The following is a 13,862-nucleotide window of genomic DNA, read 5'->3' on the forward strand; positions in this document are numbered from 1 at the left end:
AGAATTTAAATTGAAATTTTAGCAAAAATACTTTGATAAATCACGAATTTATAGTAATTTTGCAGCAAATTTATGCAATTATACTTAGAAATGAGGATTGTGATTCCCCATGATCTATGTTTTGCAGGTGATAGATAGATATAGAATAATAATTTAGTTTCAAACAGTTAAATATTTTAAAATCAATCATTTATGTGGTTAATCAATTCATCTATTGGTAGAAAGGTAGTGATGTCAGTAACTGGTATTGCACTTATTCTATTCTTGACATTCCACGGTTGCATGAATGTGGTTGCGCTTTTCTCCGGAGAGGCTTACAACACAATCTGCGAGTTGTTGGGTGCTAACTGGTACGCCGTAGTTGCAACTTTGGGTTTGGCAGCTTTGGCAGTTTGTCACATCGTTTATGCTTTCATCCTGACAGCACAGAACCGTCGTGCTCGTGGTAACCAGCGTTACGAGGTAACAGCAAAGCCAGAGAAGGTAGAGTGGGCAAGTCAGAACATGTTGGTTCTCGGTATCATCATCGTTCTCGGTCTTTTGCTTCACTTGTTCAACTTCTGGTACAACATGATGTTTGCTGAGCTCTTGGGTACAAGCTTCGGTCACAGCCCATCAGATGGCTTTGCATTCATTCAGGACACCTTTGCTAACCCTGTGTTCGTAGTTCTCTACATCATCTGGTTGGTAGCTCTTTGGTTCCACCTCACTCACGGTTTCTGGAGTGCTATTCAGACTCTCGGTTGGAACGGTAAGACTTGGTTCTGCCGTTGGAAGACTATTGGTATGATTTACTCTACCATCCTGCTTCTCCTCTTCATCGTTGTCGTTTTGGCATTCGCTTTCGGTTGTGCTCCATCTTTGTGCTGTGCAGCTTAATTCATGTAATCATTTAAGTATTAAAAAAGATTATGGCAAAAACATTAAATTCTAGAATACCTGAAGGACCAGTAGCTGAGAAATGGACCAACTATAAGGCTCATCAGCGTTTGGTTAACCCAAAGAATAAGTTAAAGCTCGACATTATCGTTGTAGGTACAGGTTTGGCAGGTGCTTCTGCAGCTGCTTCTCTTGGCGAGATGGGCTTCAATATTTTGAACTTCTGCATCCAGGACTCTCCACGTCGTGCTCACTCTATTGCAGCACAGGGTGGTATCAATGCAGCTAAGAATTATCAGAATGATGGTGACTCAGTTTACCGTTTGTTCTACGATACAGTAAAGGGTGGTGACTACCGTGCTCGTGAGGCTAACGTTTACCGTTTGGCTGAGGTGAGCAACGACATCATCGACCAGTGTGTAGCTCAGGGTGTTCCTTTCGCTCGTGAGTATGGTGGTATGTTGGCTAACCGTTCTTTCGGTGGTGCTCAGGTATCTCGTACATTCTATGCTAAGGGTCAGACTGGTCAGCAGCTCCTCCTCGGTGCTTACTCTTCTTTGAGCCGCATGGTTGAGGCAGGTAAGGTAAAGCTCTTCACTCGTTACGAGATGGAGGATGTAGTTATCATTGATGGTCACGCTCGTGGTATCATCGCCAAGAATTTGATTACAGGTGAGTTGGAGCGTTTCTCTGCCAACGCCGTAGTTATCGCTACTGGTGGTTATGGTAACGCTTACTTCCTCTCTACAAACGCTATGGGTTGTAACTGTACAGCAGCTATCCAGTGCTACCGCAAGGGTGCTGACTTCGCTAACCCATCTTATGTTCAGATTCACCCTACATGTATCCCTGTTCACGGTACAAACCAGAGTAAGTTGACTTTGATGTCAGAGTCACTCCGTAACGATGGTCGTATCTGGGTTCCTAAGAAGATTGAGGATGCTAAGGCATTGCAGGCAGGTACAAAGAAGGGTTCTGATATTCCTGAGGAAGACCGCGACTACTACTTGGAGCGCCGTTACCCAGCATTCGGTAACTTGGTTCCTCGTGACGTGGCTTCTCGTGCAGCTAAGGAGCGTTGCGACAAGGGCTTCGGTGTCAACAACACAGGTCTTGCCGTATTCCTCGACTTCTCTGAGTCTATCAACCGTCTTGGTATCGACGTTATCCTGCAGCGTTATGGCAACCTCTTCGATATGTATGAGGAGATTACCGATGTTAACCCAGGTGAGTTGGCTAACGAGATCAATGGTGTGAAGTACTACAACCCAATGATGATCTTCCCTGCTATCCACTATACAATGGGTGGTATCTGGGTTGACTACGAGTTGATGACCACTATCCCAGGTCTCTTCGCTATTGGTGAGTGTAACTTCTCTGACCACGGTGCTAACCGTCTTGGTGCTTCTGCTTTGATGCAGGGTTTGGCTGATGGTTACTTCGTATTGCCATACACTATCCAGAATTACTTGGCAGACCAGGCATTGTGGCCAAAGCTCTCTACCGATCTCCCAGAGTTCGCAGAGGCAGAGGCAGGTGTTCAGAAGGAAATCGACCGTTTGATGGGTATTCAGGGCAAGCGCTCTGTAGATTCTATCCACAAGGAGTTGGGTCACATCCTTTGGGAGCACGTAGGTATGGGTCGTACCAAGGAAGGTCTTGAGGAAGGCTTGAAGAAGATGAAGGCTCTCCGTGAGGAATTCAACAAGAACCTCTTCATTCCAGGTAAGAAGGAAGGCTTGAACGTAGAGTTGGATAAGGCTATCCACTTGCGTGACTTCATCTTGATGGGCGAGTTGATCGCTTACGACGCATTGCACCGTAACGAGAGCTGTGGTGGTCACTTCCGTGAGGAGTACCAGACAGAGGAAGGCGAGGCTAAGCGTGATGATGAGAACTTCTTCTACGTAGGTTGCTGGGAGTATCAGGGCAACGATACAACTGCTCCAGTGCTCAACAAGGAACCTCTTGAGTATGAGGCAATTAAGGTACAGACAAGAAATTACAAGAATTAAAAAGCGAACAAGACAATGGCAAGAAATATAAGTTTCACAGTTAAGTATTGGAAGCAGGACGGTCCTAATGCACAGGGTCACTTCGATACACATGAGATGAAGAACATCCCAGATGACACCTCATTCCTTGAGATGCTCGACATCTTGAACGAGGAGCTCATCGAGTCAGGTCAGGAGCCTTTCGTCTTCGACCACGACTGCCGCGAGGGTATCTGCGGTATGTGCTCTCTTTATATTAATGGTACACCACATGGTAAGACAGAGCGTGGTGCTACAACATGTCAGCTCTACATGCGTCGTTTCAACGATGGTGACGTAATCACCGTTGAGCCTTGGCGTTCTGCAGGTTTCCCTATCATCAAGGACTGTATGGTTGACCGTTCAGCATTCGACAAGATCATCCAGGCAGGTGGTTACACCAGCATTCGTACAGGTCAGGCTCAGGATGCTAATGCTATCCTGATTCCTAAGGAGAATGCAGACGAGGCAATGGATTGCGCTACATGTATCGGTTGCGGTGCTTGTGTTGCTGCATGTAAGAATGGTTCTGCTATGCTCTTCGTCAGCTCAAAGGTCAGCCAGCTGGCACTTCTCCCACAGGGTCGTGTAGAGGCTGCTGCCCGTGCTAAGAAGATGATTGCACGCATGGATGAGCTCGGATTCGGTAACTGTACAAACACTCGTGCTTGCGAGGCTGTTTGTCCAAAGAACGAGTCTATCGCTAACATCGCCCGCTTGAACCGTGAGTTCTTGAAGGCAAAGTTGGCTGACTAATATCGTAATCAAGGATTTCTCTGCATCTTTTTCGGATGCAGGAAGTCTTCTCTATACTTTTATTCTTTGTTTTGAAAGGATAATTGGTTGAGAACCAAATGTTTAGGTGAGTAAAAGGTTGTTTTGCCTTTTACTCACCTTTGTTTTTGATAGGTTTGGAATATGCCTTTTAAAAGGATAAAAACAGACAGATATTTTCCCAAAAATTTTGTAGAGTCATCAGAATATCGTATTTTTGCGCTTCAAAGCAAAGAATAAGTAACGAAATGACGAATCATTCAACAGAAATAATGAATCAAGCCACTCAAGATTTTATTCGCCAGCATCAGGATGAAGATGTCCGCCAGTTGGCTTTCCTTGGAAGCAAGTATCCGGAAGTAAATATGCCTTTCGCGCTCGACCAGATTCGTGGGCGAAAGATGGCGCATGTCAAGTTGCCACGTTGGGCAAGTATTGAGGGCATTATCTATCCTCCTCATATCTCGATGGAGCAATGTTCGTCAGAGCAGACAGCTCTTTATAAGGCAGAATTGGCGGCAAGATTGCTCGGTTTGTCTGTTTCTTCTTCTGAAAACGAAAAAGAGTGCGAAAAAGCCTCTAATTCTCATTTTTCCAAAATTTGCGAATTTGCGAGTGAAGGGGCAGTTGATTCAGAATTCGCCAAAAATGAAGATACTTGCAAAAAGCAACAGATATTAACAGAATGCGATAAATATGTTAATAAGAGCGAAGGAGAACCGAATGAGGAAGATTTTTCTGAAGAAATTGAGTTTGTTGACTTGACTGGTGGTTTCGGAGTGGATTTCTCATATATTGCTTCCCGGTTGGGCGTAAAGTCGATGTATGTGGAGCGACAGGCTCATCTTTGTGAGGCTGCGAAGGAAAACTTTGGGCGGTTGGGCTTGAAGAACGCCATCGTGAAGAATGGAGACGGAATAGAGGTGCTGCATTCTTTTGCTTTAAAGAAGGATGATGCAGCATCAGAATCTTTAGGCATAACTGAAGAGCAGTCTCGGTCATTACTTAAGACCAGCCTTGGTCTTAAGCTGATCTTCATCGATCCAGCCCGTAGAGACGATGCAGGCAACAAGGTAGTATCCTTGAAAGATTGCACGCCCGATGTAACCCTTTTGCAGGAAGAAATGCTTTCGAAGGCAGATTACGTCATCATCAAACTCTCTCCGATGCTCGACTGGCACCGTGCCATAAGCGAATTAAGCCACGTAAGAGAGGTTCATATTATCTCCGTTAACAATGAGTGCAAGGAGCTTCTTTTAGTGCTGTCAGCGCGAAATATGGGCGATGTGGAGGCTTCATCGGCAGATGGAGAAGTAAAACATGCCGGGAATCTCCGCATTTATTGCGTCAATGATGCACAATCCTTCGTCTGCGACGAGTTGGATATGGAGTCTTCTTCTGTCATAATAGCTCCGCCAGTTCTTGAAGAGATGCAGTATCTTTATGAGCCGAATGCCTCGCTGATGAAAGCCGGCTGTTTCAGCGTTTTATCTGAGCGATATGGAGCCAGAATGCTTTCCAAGAACAGCCATCTCTTCGTGAGCATGGAGCCTATCGAGGATTTCCCTGGTAGGAGTTTTCGCATCATCGCCATCTCTTCCTTTAATAAGAAGGAGTTGAAGCGTTATCTCTCAGGCATCGCCAAGGCGAACATCGCCACCCGCAACTTCCCTCTTTCCGTGGCAGAATTGCGCAAGCGCCTGAAGCTGAAAGATGGTGGTGAAACTTATATTTTTGCCACCACACTGAGCAACGAAAGCCATGTGCTGGTAATAACGGAGAAAGCTTGTTCTAACGGGTGAAAGTCCCGAGCAATTCCCGCTATTAGGGCTTGCTTAGGACTTTTACCCGTTAGACAAAGCTCATGCCGAGCGTACAATCAAGAATGGCTGATAATCTTTTTCATTATCAGCCATTCTTGATTTGTTGATTACAAAATATTAATCCCAATCCCTTTCATCATTCTAAATCACTTTTAGATATTTCAATGCTTGATATATTCCGTCATCATCGACAGTATTTGTAACATGGTCTGCCGCATCCTTTACTGTTTGAGATGCGTTCCCCATTACTACGCCGATTCCGGCTTCCCTTATCATAGGAAGGTCATTGCCTCCATCTCCGAAAGCAACCGTCTGGGAAAGGGGGAATGCCGTACCATGTAATCATATCTTTCATGCCCTTTGCCTTATCTACTCCTTTTGCTGTAATATCAATAAACTCAGGATACCATCGGCTTGATACTACATTATTTAAAAAGGCAAAATAGCCTGTTCTTCCATTGGCGTTACCACAGGTGTAAGTTGCAATATGCGTTGTCCGAGAATCGTTTGCAGTGATGAGCTTTCCCTGAGATCCTGAACATTCAGCATGTCCTTGAAGATATGGTCTGCTGCCGGATTGTTGTTGTACCTCATAATGTCCTGTCTGCGACTTGAAGAAACGCATCATGTGGTTCGGCTCCGAGAAATGAAGCGAGAAAGCCACTTCCTTAACCGACAAACTGGAAAACAACAAACGGCTTTTGGTTTCTTCTACCATATGTTACCTTTTCGGGGCATGGAGCAATTTGACTCCACATAGTAGGTCAAGGTTGCTGCCTAAAAGGTGGGATATCTCTTTAATGAAAAAGTTCCAAGTGGGAGAAATGCCACTTGGAACTTGACGTATTATTTTCTTTTTTCCTTGAAGAACTTCTCGAAGAAGTCCATTTGCTTTTGATTTTGAACAGGACCCAAATGCAGTCCTTCTTTCATAATCATCACCGTTGGTTTACCTTCCTGGTAGGTAGTCCAGAAAGGAAGGCTATCCCCATTTGGATTGCCGGTCTTGGTAAAGTTGATCCAGTAGCGTGACATGATTTGTTCCATGTGCTGCTCCGTCTCGGTCATCTTTCCAGAGCCAAACTTATAGCCATAGATGAATGGCATCTCTGCTACATGGCTGGCTCCTCCCTTGCGGCTTTTCACGATGGTGTTCTCTGAGTCTTGGTCAAAGTAATACATATACACCTTGCCTTTGCCGGTCTTGCTCTGCAGGTTAGCCCAGGCATACGTTCCCCATGCAAAGGAGCCATCACGGAAAATGTCGGATTGGGCGAAGTAGGTTTCTTCCTCTGTCTTGGCAGGATAGAGGCTGAGAACCTGGTCTGCCCAGCTTCCATATATCTCATGGATTCTTTTCTCATAGTCACTTACACTGACAGGGCGGCTAAACATACTTCCTTCGTCGCTGTTGGTTCCTATAATGACATTTACATCATTGTAGTTTCCCTTTTCATAGAGCTTATACTGGTCATCGGTGATGGAGTAGCCGTCAACGTTCGGCCAGAAGGACTCAAGGGCGGTATTCTTCACGATGTCCATAGCCGGAACTTTTCTTAGCTGCTTCAAGTTCTTAGCCTTGAGTCTCTTTTGAAGGAGAATTCCACCTGCTTCTGCCGCTTTGGATGTGAGCATGGCAGTGTTACCATTTCTGCTTTCACCCACAGGCCAGAAGGAGCTACCACTTTCGCTGATGGCTCCTCGGAAGAGTCCCTTGGCAAGGGGAGAGGCGCATAGTATACTTACCGAGATACCACCGGCAGATTCTCCTGCAATGGTAATCTTGTCTGGGTCTCCACCGAAGGCAGCGATATTGTCGTGAATCCATTTTAAGGCCATCACCTGGTCAAGGATGCCATAGTTACCAGATATGTTCTTGCCTGATTCCTTACTCAGCTCAGGATGTGCCATGAATCCCAAGGCTCCCAAGCGGTATTCTATGCTGCAATAGATGATGCCTTCCTTGACAAAGCTTTCCTGAGTTCCACTGTAGGAGCCAGTAAGAAAGGCTCCTCCATGAATCATCACAAATACAGGGAGTTTGTCATTCTTACTCTTGGCTGGCGTTTCCACACTGAGGTATAGGCAGTCCTCGCTCATGCCCAGCTCTCCACCATTTTGGTTAGGGTCGATGGGCTGTGGTGGACGGTCTCCCCATTTATCTGCTTTGAATACTCCCTTCCAAGGCTTCTTGCTCACTGGGGCTTTCCATCTGAGGTTGCCCACTGGTGCTTCAGCGTATGGGATTCCCTTGTATAGGGCGAATCCTTCATGTTCCACACCTTCAATTTCTCCTTGCTCCACTGTTGTTCTTAGCAGTTGGGCGTTAGCTGTCGATAGGCAAAAGAGTGTCAGGGCGGCTGTCAGTAGATGTCTTTTCAATCTCATTTCTGGTTATTCCATTAATTCCGCAACACTATTATCAATTAAACTTTTTAAGCACCTGAGCAACAGAAAGTTGCTCAGGATTTTGCTATGTCAGAATTTTTACTTATCTTAGTGTTGCGAAAAGAAAACAAGCAAAACTCTGATATGACATGGCAAAGATACAAATTAAATCTGAGAAACTTACTCCTTTTGGAGGAGTATTTTCGGGTCATGGAGCAATTTGACTCCATATAGTCTTCTGTAATCGACTCCACCCTCAGAATTTCACTACTCATTTGATGAACCATCTCTCGCTTCATCCGACACTTCGCACTTCTCGCCAGTGTTGGAGAGAATAGATGATTGAGTTTTTTCTTATTGTGATTCCTTGGAGAATGTTAGTTTTCCGCCAGTGCTTAAAACTATCGGGAAGGATATTTGTTTGTTCAAGATGCCTATTGAGGGTATCTTGAACAAAAATATCCTTGAAATCGTTTTGTTATCTCAATGGAATGTTGTACTTTTGCGCTCATATATGATAGTTGAATATTATATTTTAAAAACAAACTATAAAATTATGAACAGATTAAGGACAATCTATCTATCGCTTCTGTTTATCCTGGCGATGAACATGACGAGTGTGTTAAGTGTGAAGGCAGAGAACTATCCGTACAAGAGTGATTATCTTTGGCTTACCGTGCCCGATCATGCTGACTGGCTCTATAAGACTGGCGAGCAGGCTAAGGTGGAAGTAAGTTTCTATAAGTATGGAATTCCCCGTGATGGCGAGGTGAAGTATGAAATAGGCGATGACCTGCTCAAGGCTGATAAGCAGGGAAGCTTCAGACTGAAGAATGGGCGCGCCATCGTGAACATCGGAACCCGAAAGACTCCAGGTTTCCGAGATTTGCGCTTGTTTTATAAGCTCGATGGCAAAACCTATCAGCATCATGTGAAAGTAGGATTCTCGGTGGATAAGATTCAGCCTTATACCCAGGAACCTAAGGATTTCGACAGTTTCTGGCAGGAGGCGAAGGATGAACTGAAGAACGTTCCCTTGAGCTACACCAAGGAACTCGCCAAGGAATACTGTACCGATAAGATAGATTGCTATCTCGTAAAACTTCAGATAGATAAGATGGGACATGTGATGTATGGCTATCTTTTCTATCCCAAGAATGCCAGCCAGGGCAACCATCCCGTGGTGCTCACCCCTCCGGGAGCCGGCATTAAGACCATCAAGGAACCTCTGCGCAACAAGTATTATGCAGAGAACGGATTCATTCGCTTCGAGATAGAAATCCATGGCCTCGACCCACGTCTTCCTGCCGAAACCTTCCTGGAGATAAGTAAGGGATTCAACGATGCAAACGGGGGATATCTTGCCAATGGCTTGGAAGATAAGAACCGCTACTACATGCGCCATGTGTATCAGGGATTGGTGCGCTGCATCGACTTCCTTACCTCGCTCCCAGAATGGGATGGAAAGAATGTGGCTGTGCAGGGCGGAAGCCAGGGCGGCGCCTTGGCGATAATCGCAGCAGGCTTGGATAGCAGAGTAACCCAGTGTGTGGCCAATCATCCGGCGCTCAGCGATATGGCTGGTTATGCAGAGAAGGGAAGAACGGGCGGATATCCTCACTTTAATAAATATCATGAGATATTGAAGAACAAGGATTGTCTCAACACCCTGGCTTATTATGATGTGGTGAACTTTGCCCGCAAGGTAAAGGCGCCTACTTATCTTACATGGGGATATAATGATAATACCTGTCCGCCAACCACCAGCTACGCCGTGTGGAATACCCTGAAATGCGAGAAGGAATCGCTGCTTACTCCTATCAACGAGCATTGGACAACCACCGATACCAATCGCAACCAGATGGAGTGGATTAAGAAGCATCTGGTGAAGTAACCTTTTTGATGTTCTTGGAAGATATTGCAACTAGCAGCAATTTATCTTAAAATACCACATTTTTAGCTATATTAATGAAAATCTAACAATTGCCTAACATTTCTATTGAAAAAAAGCAATAATTTTGCACCCAGAATCAAAAACTAAAAAAATGAAGAATATGGATTTTAAGAATTGGCACAGAAAGATTTGTCAAGCGAAATGTCCTACATGTGGAGGCCAAATACCATTTAGTATTGTAAGCAAATACTTTTGGCATGGTACATCTTATTATGTAAGCTGTACTCATTGTGGGCAAAGGATTCATCCGGAAAAAGAGCCTGTAAACACATATACATGCTTTTGTTTTGGAGGCATTTCCATTATGGCTCCAATGTACTCATATTGGTACATCGTGGCATGGGATTTTATCCCCGCTTTACTTTTTGCCCTCCCATTTGTAATAATAACACTTATAGTTATTTGCATTTTAATATTGCATAATATAAAATTTTCAATTTAACAAAATATGAAAAAGATTACGAAAAGAGTGGTATTCTTCTAGTAAGAAAGCAAAAAAATCTATATGACTGTAAAGGTGTATCTTGGAGCTTCTCACACAAAATTGGGAGGTACACCTTTGTCTTTCAATGTGCTAAATATCTAAAAAACTGAAAATAAAGATAGCAATATTTGGTCGTTTGGCGAAATATTGCTATTTTTGCATGTTTAAAATAACAAACTAGTTTGAATTATCATGTCATTAATAGAAATTAAGAGGGTCGAGAGTAAGAAGGACTTGAAGACGTTCATCGACTTCCATTACGACCTATACGAGGGCAATCCGTATGATGCGCCCAATCTTTTCAGCGACGACATGAACACACTTAGCAAAGATCGCAATGCCGCTTTCGAGTTTTGCGAGGCAGAGTATTTCCTTGCTTATAAAGAGGGCAAGGTAGTGGGACGTGTCGCTGCTATTATCAACCATAAGGCCAATAAGCGTTGGGACCGTAAGTCCGTGCGCTTCGGGTGGATTGATTTCATCGACGACCGTGAGGTTTCCAAGGCTCTCTTCGATGCTGTAGAGAAATATGGCAAGGAGAAGGGAATGGAAGATATTGTAGGTCCGCTTGGTTTTACGGATATGGATCCAGAAGGTATGCTTACCTGGGGCTTTGACCAGCTCGGCACCATGCCTACCATCTACAATTATTCATATTATCCGGAGCACGTAGAGGCTTTGGAGGGTTTTACCGTAGATAATAAGTACGTAGAGTATAAGCTGATAGTGCCAGATACCATCCCGGAGAAATATTCCAAGATAGCGGCGATGATAGAGAAAAGATACAATCTCCATGCCCGTAAGATTACCCGAAAGGATATTTATCAGGGCGGATACGGACAGAAGATTTTCGACCTCATCAATGATACTTACAAGCATCTCTATGGCTATTCTGAACTCTCGCAGAAGCAGATAGACCAGTACATCAAGATGTATTTAGCTTTGCTCGATCTGAACTTTGTGACTGCCATCGAGGATTGGACTACAGAGGATCATAAGATGATAGGAATCGGTATAACGATGCCTTCTCTTACCAAAGCCTTGCAGAAATGCCATAGGGGCAGACTGTTTCCTTTCGGTTGGTGGCATCTGCTGCGTGCCATCAAGTTCCATAAGACCAAGATCGTTGACCTCCTGCTCATCGGTATCCAGCCGGAATACCGTGCCAAGGGTGCCAATGCGCTGCTTTTTGCCGACCTGATTCCTATCTATCAGAAGTATGGAATCGAGTGGGGAGAAACACAGGTGGAAATGGAAGACAATGCTGCTGTGCAGGGACAATGGGGCGTCTTAGACCCAATCCTTCACAAGCGCCGCAACTGCTATATTAAGAAAATCAAGTAAATAGCAACTGTTCGTATAAAATAAAATCAGAATTACAAGGAGGAATTTATGCCTGAAGATAAAAACTTGAATGAAAAGGGTGCTGCTGAAGAACTGGCAAATACCCCTCAGGAGCAACCTGTAGAATATACAGATGACAATATCCGCCACTTGAGCGATATGGAGCATGTGCGTACCCGTCCGGGTATGTACATCGGTCGTCTGGGCGATGGTAACTTGCCTGAGGATGGTATTTATGTGCTCTTGAAGGAGGTGGTCGATAACTCCATTGATGAGTTTAAGATGGGGGCTGGAGCACGTCTGGAAATCGATATAGAGGACAATCTGCGTGTCAGCGTCCGCGACTATGGCCGTGGTATTCCGCAGGGCAAGCTCGTTGAGGCTGTCAGCGTGCTGAATACCGGTGGTAAGTACGATAGCAAGGCGTTCAAGAAGAGTGTCGGTCTGAACGGTGTCGGTGTGAAAGCGGTCAATGCCCTCAGTTCCCATTTCGAGGTGAAGTCATTCCGCGACGGCAAGGTGCGCCATCTTATTTTCGAACGTGGTAATCTCCTGAAAGACAATACTTCCAAGACGGAGGATGAGAATGGTACTTTCATCTTTTTTGAACCAGACAATACGCTCTTCAAGAACTACAGTTTCCATGATGACATCGTGGAGACAATGCTCCGCAACTATACTTATCTGAATACAGGTCTCACCATCATGCACAATGGTCGCCGTATCCTCAGCCGTCATGGCCTGCAGGACCTTTTGAGCGACAATATGACCAATGAGGGTCTCTATGATATTGTCCACATGAAGGGTGAGGATATTGAGATAGCCTTTACCCATACCAATCAGTATGGCGAGGAATACTATTCCTTCGTCAATGGTCAGCATACTACCCAGGGAGGTACTCATCAGAGTGCTTTCAAGGAGCATATTGCCAAGACCATCAAGGAGTTCTACGGCAAGTATGAGTATGGCGACATCCGCAACGGACTGGTGGCGGCTATTGCCATCAATGTAGAGGAACCTGTCTTTGAAAGTCAGACGAAAATCAAGCTCGGAAGTACGACGATGACTCCGAATGGTGGGGAAACCATCAATAAATATGTGGGCGATTTCCTGAAGAAGGAAGTGGACAACTATCTTCATATCCATAAGGATGTGGCTGAAATCCTGGAAAACAAGATCAAGGAGAGCGAGCGTGAGCGCAAGGCGATGGCTGGTGTGACCAAGTTGGCACGTGAGCGCGCCAAGAAGGCCAACCTTCACAACCGTAAACTCCGTGACTGCCGCATCCACTTCAGCGATGCGAAGAACGACCGTAAGGAGGAGAGTTCTATCTTCATTACTGAGGGAGATTCTGCGAGCGGAAGCATCACCAAGAGTCGCGATGTAAATACCCAGGCGGTTTTCTCTCTGCGTGGTAAGCCGCTGAATTGCTTCGGACTGACCAAGAAGGTGGTGTATGAGAATGAGGAATTCAACCTCCTGCAGGCTGCGCTTGATATAGAGGATGGTTTGGATTCATTGCGCTACAACAAGGTGATTGTGGCCACGGATGCCGATGTCGATGGAATGCACATCCGCCTGCTCATCATCACGTTTTTCCTACAGTTTTTCCCAGACCTCATCAAGAAGGGCCATGTTTATGTATTGCAGACCCCATTGTTCCGTGTGCGCAACAAGCGTACCAAGATCAAGAACAAGCAGGCTGTGGCTGATGCCGATGCCAAGTTGGGACCCAAGGAGAAGAAGGGCGATTTCATTACCCACTATTGTTATAGTGACGAAGAGCGCCAGCAGGCTATCCGTGAACTCGGACCAGACCCGGAAATCACCCGATTCAAGGGTCTCGGCGAGATTTCTCCAGAGGAGTTTGCTCATTTCATAGGTCCTGATATGCGTTTGGAGCAGGTTACGCTGCATAAGAACGACCAGGTGCAGAAGCTTCTGGAATACTATATGGGAAAGAATACCATGGAGCGCCAGAACTTCATCATCGACAATCTGGTGATTGAGGAGGATATTCCTGAGGAAGATTCTGAACCGATGGATTGAGTTAAGTGAAGAGTGAAGAACGAAGAGTGAAGAATTCAAGTGCTTTCGTGGGGAAACATTGAAACGGGGAACCTTTGAAAACATGGGAACCATTGAAACATGGGGAAACCATTGAAACATGGGGAAACCATAGA

General features: G+C 45.1%; 10 protein-coding genes. 7 read left to right on the forward strand and 3 right to left on the reverse strand.

The window, feature by feature from the left end; translation table 11 throughout:
* Positions 1-192: 192 nt before the first annotated feature.
* The 4 genes from KUA50_RS12225 (at position 193) to KUA50_RS12240 (ending at position 5,488) form a co-directional block, all read left to right on the forward strand.
* Positions 193-879: a succinate dehydrogenase/fumarate reductase cytochrome b subunit gene (locus tag KUA50_RS12225; protein ID WP_218455776.1), complete on the forward strand. Its 687-nt coding sequence runs from the start codon at positions 193-195 to the stop codon at positions 877-879.
* A 32-nt stretch (positions 880-911) separates the two neighbouring features.
* Positions 912-2,894 (forward strand): fumarate reductase/succinate dehydrogenase flavoprotein subunit, encoded by a 1,983-nt coding sequence (locus KUA50_RS12230; protein WP_118117870.1) that lies wholly within the window; start codon positions 912-914, stop codon positions 2,892-2,894.
* A gap of 15 nt (positions 2,895-2,909) precedes the next feature.
* The gene (locus KUA50_RS12235; protein WP_118117872.1) at positions 2,910-3,668 is read left to right on the forward strand and encodes a succinate dehydrogenase/fumarate reductase iron-sulfur subunit; all 759 of its coding nucleotides are present in this window, start codon (positions 2,910-2,912) and stop codon (positions 3,666-3,668) included.
* A gap of 290 nt (positions 3,669-3,958) precedes the next feature.
* Positions 3,959-5,488 (forward strand): class I SAM-dependent methyltransferase, encoded by a 1,530-nt coding sequence (locus KUA50_RS12240; RefSeq protein ID WP_318346036.1) that lies wholly within the window; start codon positions 3,959-3,961, stop codon positions 5,486-5,488.
* Positions 5,489-5,650: 162 nt separating this feature from the next.
* Here the strand turns inward: KUA50_RS12240 and KUA50_RS12245 are convergent, their stop codons facing one another.
* The 3 genes from KUA50_RS12245 to KUA50_RS12255 all read right to left on the reverse strand — a co-directional run bounded on the left by KUA50_RS12245 (position 5,651) and on the right by KUA50_RS12255 (position 7,897).
* Entirely contained in the window at positions 5,651-5,785 is a 135-nt protein-coding gene (locus KUA50_RS12245; RefSeq protein ID WP_256624070.1) for an HAD hydrolase family protein, read from the reverse strand.
* A 7-nt stretch (positions 5,786-5,792) separates the two neighbouring features.
* Positions 5,793-6,227, reverse strand: a complete 435-nt coding sequence (locus KUA50_RS12250; RefSeq protein ID WP_218455777.1) for a hypothetical protein — start codon at positions 6,225-6,227, stop codon at positions 5,793-5,795.
* 128 nt (positions 6,228-6,355) lie between these two features.
* On the reverse strand, positions 6,356-7,897 hold the full coding sequence (locus KUA50_RS12255) for a carboxylesterase/lipase family protein (RefSeq protein ID WP_218455778.1): 1,542 nt from the start codon (positions 7,895-7,897) through the stop codon (positions 6,356-6,358).
* A 604-nt stretch (positions 7,898-8,501) separates the two neighbouring features.
* Between KUA50_RS12255 and KUA50_RS12265 the strand changes: the two genes are divergently transcribed.
* The 3 genes from KUA50_RS12265 (at position 8,502) to KUA50_RS12275 (ending at position 13,728) form a co-directional block, all read left to right on the forward strand.
* The gene (locus KUA50_RS12265) at positions 8,502-9,791 is read left to right on the forward strand and encodes an acetylxylan esterase (protein WP_256624110.1); all 1,290 of its coding nucleotides are present in this window, start codon (positions 8,502-8,504) and stop codon (positions 9,789-9,791) included.
* Positions 9,792-10,527: 736 nt separating this feature from the next.
* Positions 10,528-11,679: an N-acetyltransferase gene (locus KUA50_RS12270; RefSeq protein WP_218455780.1), complete on the forward strand. Its 1,152-nt coding sequence runs from the start codon at positions 10,528-10,530 to the stop codon at positions 11,677-11,679.
* A gap of 159 nt (positions 11,680-11,838) precedes the next feature.
* Positions 11,839-13,728, forward strand: coding sequence for a DNA topoisomerase IV subunit B (locus KUA50_RS12275; RefSeq protein WP_411197430.1), 1,890 nt, complete (start codon positions 11,839-11,841; stop codon positions 13,726-13,728).
* Positions 13,729-13,862: the final 134 nt, after the last annotated feature.

It is taken from the genome of Segatella hominis (assembly GCF_019249725.2).
Taxonomy (GTDB): Bacteria; Bacteroidota; Bacteroidia; order Bacteroidales; family Bacteroidaceae; genus Prevotella.

Coding starts and splice junctions, on each gene's coding strand:
- KUA50_RS12225 (WP_218455776.1), top strand. CDS start 193: ATGTGGTTAATCAATTCATCTATTGGTAGAAAGGTAGTGATGTCAGTA.
- KUA50_RS12230 (WP_118117870.1), top strand. CDS start 912: ATGGCAAAAACATTAAATTCTAGAATACCTGAAGGACCAGTAGCTGAG.
- KUA50_RS12235 (WP_118117872.1), top strand. CDS start 2,910: ATGGCAAGAAATATAAGTTTCACAGTTAAGTATTGGAAGCAGGACGGT.
- KUA50_RS12240 (WP_318346036.1), top strand. CDS start 3,959: ATGAATCAAGCCACTCAAGATTTTATTCGCCAGCATCAGGATGAAGAT.
- KUA50_RS12245 (WP_256624070.1), bottom strand. CDS start 5,785: ATGATAAGGGAAGCCGGAATCGGCGTAGTAATGGGGAACGCATCTCAA.
- KUA50_RS12250 (WP_218455777.1), bottom strand. CDS start 6,227: ATGGTAGAAGAAACCAAAAGCCGTTTGTTGTTTTCCAGTTTGTCGGTT.
- KUA50_RS12255 (WP_218455778.1), bottom strand. CDS start 7,897: ATGAGATTGAAAAGACATCTACTGACAGCCGCCCTGACACTCTTTTGC.
- KUA50_RS12265 (WP_256624110.1), top strand. CDS start 8,502: ATGAACATGACGAGTGTGTTAAGTGTGAAGGCAGAGAACTATCCGTAC.
- KUA50_RS12270 (WP_218455780.1), top strand. CDS start 10,528: ATGTCATTAATAGAAATTAAGAGGGTCGAGAGTAAGAAGGACTTGAAG.
- KUA50_RS12275 (WP_411197430.1), top strand. CDS start 11,839: ATGGAGCATGTGCGTACCCGTCCGGGTATGTACATCGGTCGTCTGGGC.